We start from the raw sequence: 6,356 nt of genomic DNA, 5'->3' as shown, positions 1-6,356 counted from the left end.
GGCAGTGGGCGAAGGACAAGGCGGCGGCGGAGGGAACCGGCTCACCGGAGCGCGGACGGGAATCGACGCCTGCCACCGAAAACCGCACGCGCTGGGAAAATCGCACTCCTGAGCCTGCTCAGCGGCCCAGCAGTGACGAAGCCAAGGCGCACTCCGCTGCGGAAAGGACAGCGCAGGAGAAGAAGGCGGCCGCCGACACGGCCTTCTTGAAGTGGCGCGCCACACATGCGAGGGCCGAGACCGCCAGGGGAGCAGCCGAAAGGGCGACCGCCGACGAGAAGGCACCCGCTGCAAAGGCCGCAGCCGACCGCGCCACCGCGGACACCAAGTACGAGCAGTTCCAAAAGACGCCCAACGAGGAAACACTGCGCGACGCGCAGACCGCGGAAAAAACGGCACGCACCTCGGCCAAGGCACACGCAGCGACAGCCGAGACAGCCAAAACAGCCCAAGAGGCCGCACAGCAAGCCCATACCGAGCTCAAAAAGGCCGATGAGAGCCACGACTCAGCCACGCAGGAGCAGCGGGACGCGAACGCCGGCCTGAAGCAAGCCCAGGAAACTCTCCGGGCGCAGCAGTGGGCGAAGGACAAGGCGGCGGCGGAGGGAACCGGCTCACCGGAGCGCGGACGGGAATCGACGCCTGCCACCGAAAACCGCACGCGCTGGGCGTCGATCGACAAGCAACAGGCGGAGGACGCACCCGCCAAGGGAGCAGCCGACAAGGGCAAGGCCCCCGAGCGGGGCACCGGCGCGGCGGAGTTCACAGATGATGGAACAACGGTGCCCCGAGAGGAGCAGGCCTGGGAGTGGTATCGCCGGGCGATCATGGAGCGCGCCCACGCTCAGGGAGTCCTGGACGCGATCAATGCGCGTGGTGGGGACAGTTCTACCGGTCGGCTCGGGGAGGCCCGGGCGCAACTTGCCGCTGCCGAACAGCGACTGGACGAGACCCAAAAGGCGACGGCGGGCTTGGATCGGGGGGTGACTTTTGCGCCGCCGAACGAGGAGGAATTGAGGGAGAAGCCCGGGCTGCTGGGCGGAAGCTCCCTTGGCCGTGCGGTCCGCGAGTTGACCGCGCCCCGTTCTACTACGTCGTCGCTGCCCGCGGTGGCTCGGGCCGTTTCGGAACTCCGGTCACACATGTCCCCCGGCCGGAGGGACACGTTCGGCGGCGATCCGTTCGGGGTACGGCAGCCGAGGTCGGCTCCCGACTTCATGCGCCCAGGCGGGAGGAGGTACGAATTCTCTGCCCTCCACGCCGATCAGCGCACGGAGTTCTTCGCACGGCTCGACATGGGACAACCAGGTGCGCCCACAGCGGCGCAGTTGGAGCCCCGGTTCCTGGCCCGCAGGCCGGGCACCGTCGTGGTCGGTGCCAGCGCTTCACGCTCCTCCGGGTTCGGCGTCAAGAGTCAGAAGGCGCCGAAGCTGCTGCACAGCGTGTGGTATGGCGTGCTCTTCGACGACGGCGAGCACGGTGCGCGTACCGAATTTCGCGCGAATATCGCGGAGGCGGCGCGGCTCAACACCGGATGGCACGTCATCCATTGGACCGACGTCACACGTGCCGAGTTCGAGGCCGTCCGCGGCTCGTTCGACCCCAGCACCGCCACGGAGCGGCAGGTACAGGTCAGGAACATGCTGGAGTGGGCACAGGGGATCCAGAACCTCTTTCTCGTCAACGAAGACGAGATCTACAACGCCGACACCCCCATGACACTCCAGCCGCAAGTGCTCAGCGAGCGAGCCCGCGGCGGCAAATCGCTCGCGAGCGCAAGCGACATGGCGCGAGTCGAGCACCTGCACCGCTTCGGAGGTGTCTACAGCGACGGCGACAATAAAATCTTCGATCTGTCGAAGGTGGTACGGGAGACTGTCCTGCGACCTGACGGGTTCGCGCTGCTGCGGGCCGACCTGCCGCGCCAGGCGCAGGACGCACCGCAGCGTGACTCACGGCCCATGAACAACGCGGGCATGATCTCGGTCGCCAGGAACAAGGCCACCGAGTCGTATCTCCACCTGCTCCGAGAGAACTATCACGCGTCCCTTCCGGAGCTGCTCCGACTGGGTGCCCAGGGGCTGAAGAAGTACAGCGACGACGTCATCGGCCAGGAGGCGACGCCATGGCCGGCCGTACACCACCCGACCCGAGAGGTTGTATACCGCACCGGCCCCAATGCGTTGTTTTTCAACCGGCTCGCTGCCGCACTGGGACATACCGAATCAGACAATCGGGAGGCCAGCGACAGATTCCTGCTGGGGTCCATTCCACCGGAAGCCATCAAGGTGGAGAGCCGGGGTAGCTGGAACATCGGATACTCCGACGGAACACGCCACGTCAGCGCAGAACGACTGGCGGCCGCGTTGCGATCCATCGTCGTCGGGCTCCACTCGGAGCTGCACAACCGTCCCGGTGGGCTGCTGCTGAAGACCATCGACACCACGGTGAAGTCTCTGGATCTGCCCAACGCCCACCTGATCCCGGTCTGGGACGCAGCCCTCACCTTGTTCCACGAATCGCTGGGCGACGACACCAGGCGGGTCAGGTGGATCGCCTCCGGCGTGGAGGTGAATCCGCCAGACGTTGCGGTGCGGCGAGCCCGTGACCTGTTCCCGCACGCCGAGTACATCCACTCCGCCGCCCCCCGCGGCAACACGCCGGTCGCACCGGTGCCGCACGATGAACCCTCCCGCATGCCTGCCCCAGTCGTTCAGCGCGACAAGGGGAAGCAGCCGGTCCGCAACGGGCAGGGCGATCAGGACCCGCACCAGCGGACGGAGCCTTCCGAGGATCACGAGCCGGCCGATCCGCAAGGTCTGCACGAGAAGTACGGAGACGTCATGGGTAACGTCGATCGTGCGGAGAGGGATGACACGCAGGCGAGCGCCGCCGCATCCGCTGGGACCATCGACGTGCGGATGGCTTCCGGAAACGACGCGATGATCAATGGCTTGCTCTCGGTGCTGGGCGGTCCGGCAGCCAGCTTGCCCCCTGAACAGCGTCGGAAGCTCCTCGAAAAGCTCGACACGTACAAAACGGAGATGACGCCCGAACAGCGAAAGGCGTTCGAAGAGATCGGCTCCCCGATCCCCCCGGCTGTCCCGGCCCAGGGGGCGGCGCACGACGCAGTGCCCCCGGCAACCGGGGATCTGGACCAGGACGGCCTGGTTGCGGCCGATGATGGAACGACGGTGCCCTCCCACCCCGACGCCGGACAGGCTGACCAGGCCTCCGTCTCGGAACACGGCGCGGACGAGCAAGCCGAGGGCCCCCGGCCGATGACCCCGCGGCCGGTGCCGCCGGCGACCCGGCAAGACGCCATCAAGAAATCCGTCGCCCCGCGCACAGATCCGAAACCGATGGGCTGGGAGAGCCTGCGGGAATTCGTGAAGAACGCGGGTGTCTCCGGCCAGCATGAGGCCGGGACGACTGGTGGCCCAAGGGCTTCCGGACAGGGTTCGCTGTCGCCGCATGACATAACGGAGCAGGACTGCCTGGTGCGGTTGGCCGCCTTCCGGGACAAGCTTTTCCCACAGGGCATCGCACCCGCGAATACTGTGGACGACAGCGTGTTGGACGTACATCCGCAAGAGGCAATGCTCGCCGTCGGACCAGGTTGGCGGACTGTTGACTCGTGGGATGCGGTAGCGAACGAGCTGACAAGTGGCGGCATGACCGCGTTCGTGCTGGCGCGGCGTACCTCCGGCAAGGGGCACGCCTTTGCCGCCTACGCCCTCGCCCCCACCCCCGATAGCGCCCCCGATGATGCCCCCCAGGTCGTCTGGATCGACCTCTCGGCAACCAGTGAAAACGCTCAGGTGTCCAAAAAGACCCCGGACATCGCACCAGCCCAGGCAATCGCACTGATCGTCAACAACAACGCCCGCATCGTCTCCCTTGATCACACCGACGACTTCCAGGCATCCACCTCCACTGCTCACGCACTGATCGACCCGGCCGCCAATCACCAATACGGCGCCCTGGGACTGGAAGTGGAATACAACCAGATTCTGAACAACGGGAAGAAGGACGTCACTGACGACAATGGTGACATCATCGGCACCCTTGTATACGGTAATCTCCTGGCCACTCATAAAGAATCTCGTTCGCATATAGAGATCGATACGCGGCACTTCGCGCAAGACAGTGCCAACGGTCGGACCTACATGATTGACGACGAAACGGACGCGGCAGGATCTCATAGTTGGAAATTTCTGGAGTTCCTAATTCCGGAGTTTGTCTCGCATCCCGCCGCGATACTCCCCGAAGAAGATCGTAAAAAAAATCGTAAGCTTGGCATCGAAGCTTTGATGAATCTTGCAGAGCAGACCCAGGCGGCGTTCGACGTTAAAGAGACGAAGCCGTTGAAGGAAATTCTCCTAACTACGGACGGCTGGGAGATCGCTCCCGGACTTGAGCAACTTATGGTCGATCCTGCGCCCATAGGTAAAAATAGGGGATTTCCATATACGCAGATCACCGTAGGCGTTCCTGTGGGCGGCATCCTCCCCCTTCTGCGCATCGTCGAAACCCGAATGGATGGATTCTCGCCGGATCTCTTTTTCGCATCCAGGGACTTCGGCAAGAAATTGGCGGAGCGGTATTTGAAGAAATATCACCTCCTGCCGGGACAGATTGACTTGCTCTCGGATCTGCCAACGGTGCGTGAAGTATGGGGTTACGGCTGGCTGCTCTTCAATCACGTGGCAGCAGATCCGGTCACAAAGCGATTCCATCCGAGTGGGCTTGCGAAGAACCGAACTCCTGTTGCATCGCGGAATCCGCTCGGGGAAATTCTGGCTGCCTTGCGGCCAGAGGTGAGAGAATTCCTGAAGGCGGAATTTGAGAACATTAGGGATGCTTTTGAGGCGGCGTTGTCGGACTTCTTCGCCAAATTCGGTGCTCGCCGCCTCGACCTGACTGAAACAGTGAACAGCGAGTTCACTGTGGTGGAATATCTCGAATATGCCGTAAAGGGGAGTACCCGAAATGGTGGTGTCGTCAGTCAGTCTGACGGCATCGGCATGAACGATGATCCCGATTTTGCCAAGCTTGATCAGCACGACGGTGTCGCCCTCGCCGTTTTCGAACTCCGAAACTACGGAGCCCGATGGGGCTTTATGTCTTCGGAGGAGGTGAAAATATACTCCGACGAGATATCGAAGGAAGTGCAAACTTATTTTTTGCAGCAGCGAAAGCCGTTGACCTCCTACGACATCCGCCAAATGGCGTGGTCGATCCTCACCCACCGCGAAGTCTCTGCGGTGGCTCCATTGCTTGAAGTAGCCCAGCACATCCAATCCCTCGCCCGGTCGCTCAGCGATCTCGCTCTCGACAACATCCCCTTGCCCCCTGAGGTGCTTAAGGAACTCGAAACCCTCGCTCGTGAAGTCCATGAGGCTCTCAGAAACAAGACATTTCCCTGGGCCCTTTCGTCCGCGGACACTGAAGCACGGCTGCATCTGGCCGTTATAGCCGCCGATAACCTCATCGCAGCCGAAAAGCCCCGAACCTTGAATGATGGCCAGCAGGCCGCAGGGGATGAGGACGCGGAACTCAAGGAGCTGATCCGCGAGGTCGCAGATGAGGTGGACGGGATGGAGTCCGCCGCCCCTGTCAGGGGTGCCGCGGTGCTCGCCGCATGTGAGGAGGTGCTCACCTCCGACGCCGTACCCGCCACGACCAGTCCTCGTCCGCGGCCGACCGGCCCTCGTCGGATGATGGCACCCGCCACCACGACCAGTCCTCGTGAGATACCGCCACCGCAGCCCGCAGCTGAGGACGTGGCGGTCACCGCGGATGACCCGCAGGCGAGCGCCGCCGCATCCGCTGGGACCATCGACGTGCGGATGGCTTCCGCAGACGACGCGATGATCAATGGCTTGCTCTCGGTGCTGGGCGGTCCGGCAGCCGGCTTGCGCCCTGAACGGCGTGAGGAGCTGCTCGAAAAGCTCGACACGTACAAAACGGAGATGACGCCCGAACAGCAAAAGGCGTTCGAACAGATCAGCTCCCCGATCCCCTCGGCTGTCCCGGCGCAGGGGGCGGTGCACGACGCAGTGCCCCCGGCAACCAGGGATCTGGACCAGGACGGCCTGGTTGCGGCCGATGATGGAACGACGGTGCCCTCCCACCCCGACGCCGGACAGGTTGACCAGGCCTCCGTCTCGGAACACGGCGCGGACGAACAAGCCGGGGGCCCCCGGCCGATAACCCCGCCGCCGGTGCCGCCGGCGACCTGGCAAGACGCCATCAAGAAATCCGTGGCCCCGCGCACAGATCCGACGCCGATGGACTGGGAGGGCCTGCGGGAATTCGTGAAGAACGCGGGTGTCTCCGGCCAGCATGAGGCC

General features: G+C 63.9%; 1 protein-coding gene (running past one end of the window). It reads left to right on the top strand.

Translation table 11 applies throughout. The features are described from left to right. Positions 1-206: 206 nt before the first annotated feature. Positions 207-6,356: the start of a hypothetical protein gene (locus ACWGJY_RS21335; RefSeq protein ID WP_453262391.1), read on the top strand. It continues 24,894 nt past the right edge of the window; the window shows 6,150 of its 31,044 coding nt (coding positions 1-6,150); the start codon lies at positions 207-209; its stop codon lies off the right edge, out of view.

The organism is Streptomyces sp. NPDC054765 (assembly GCF_053612065.1).
The sequence above is the reverse complement of the archived record's forward strand: the minus strand, read 5'-3'. Positions and strand labels throughout refer to the sequence as shown.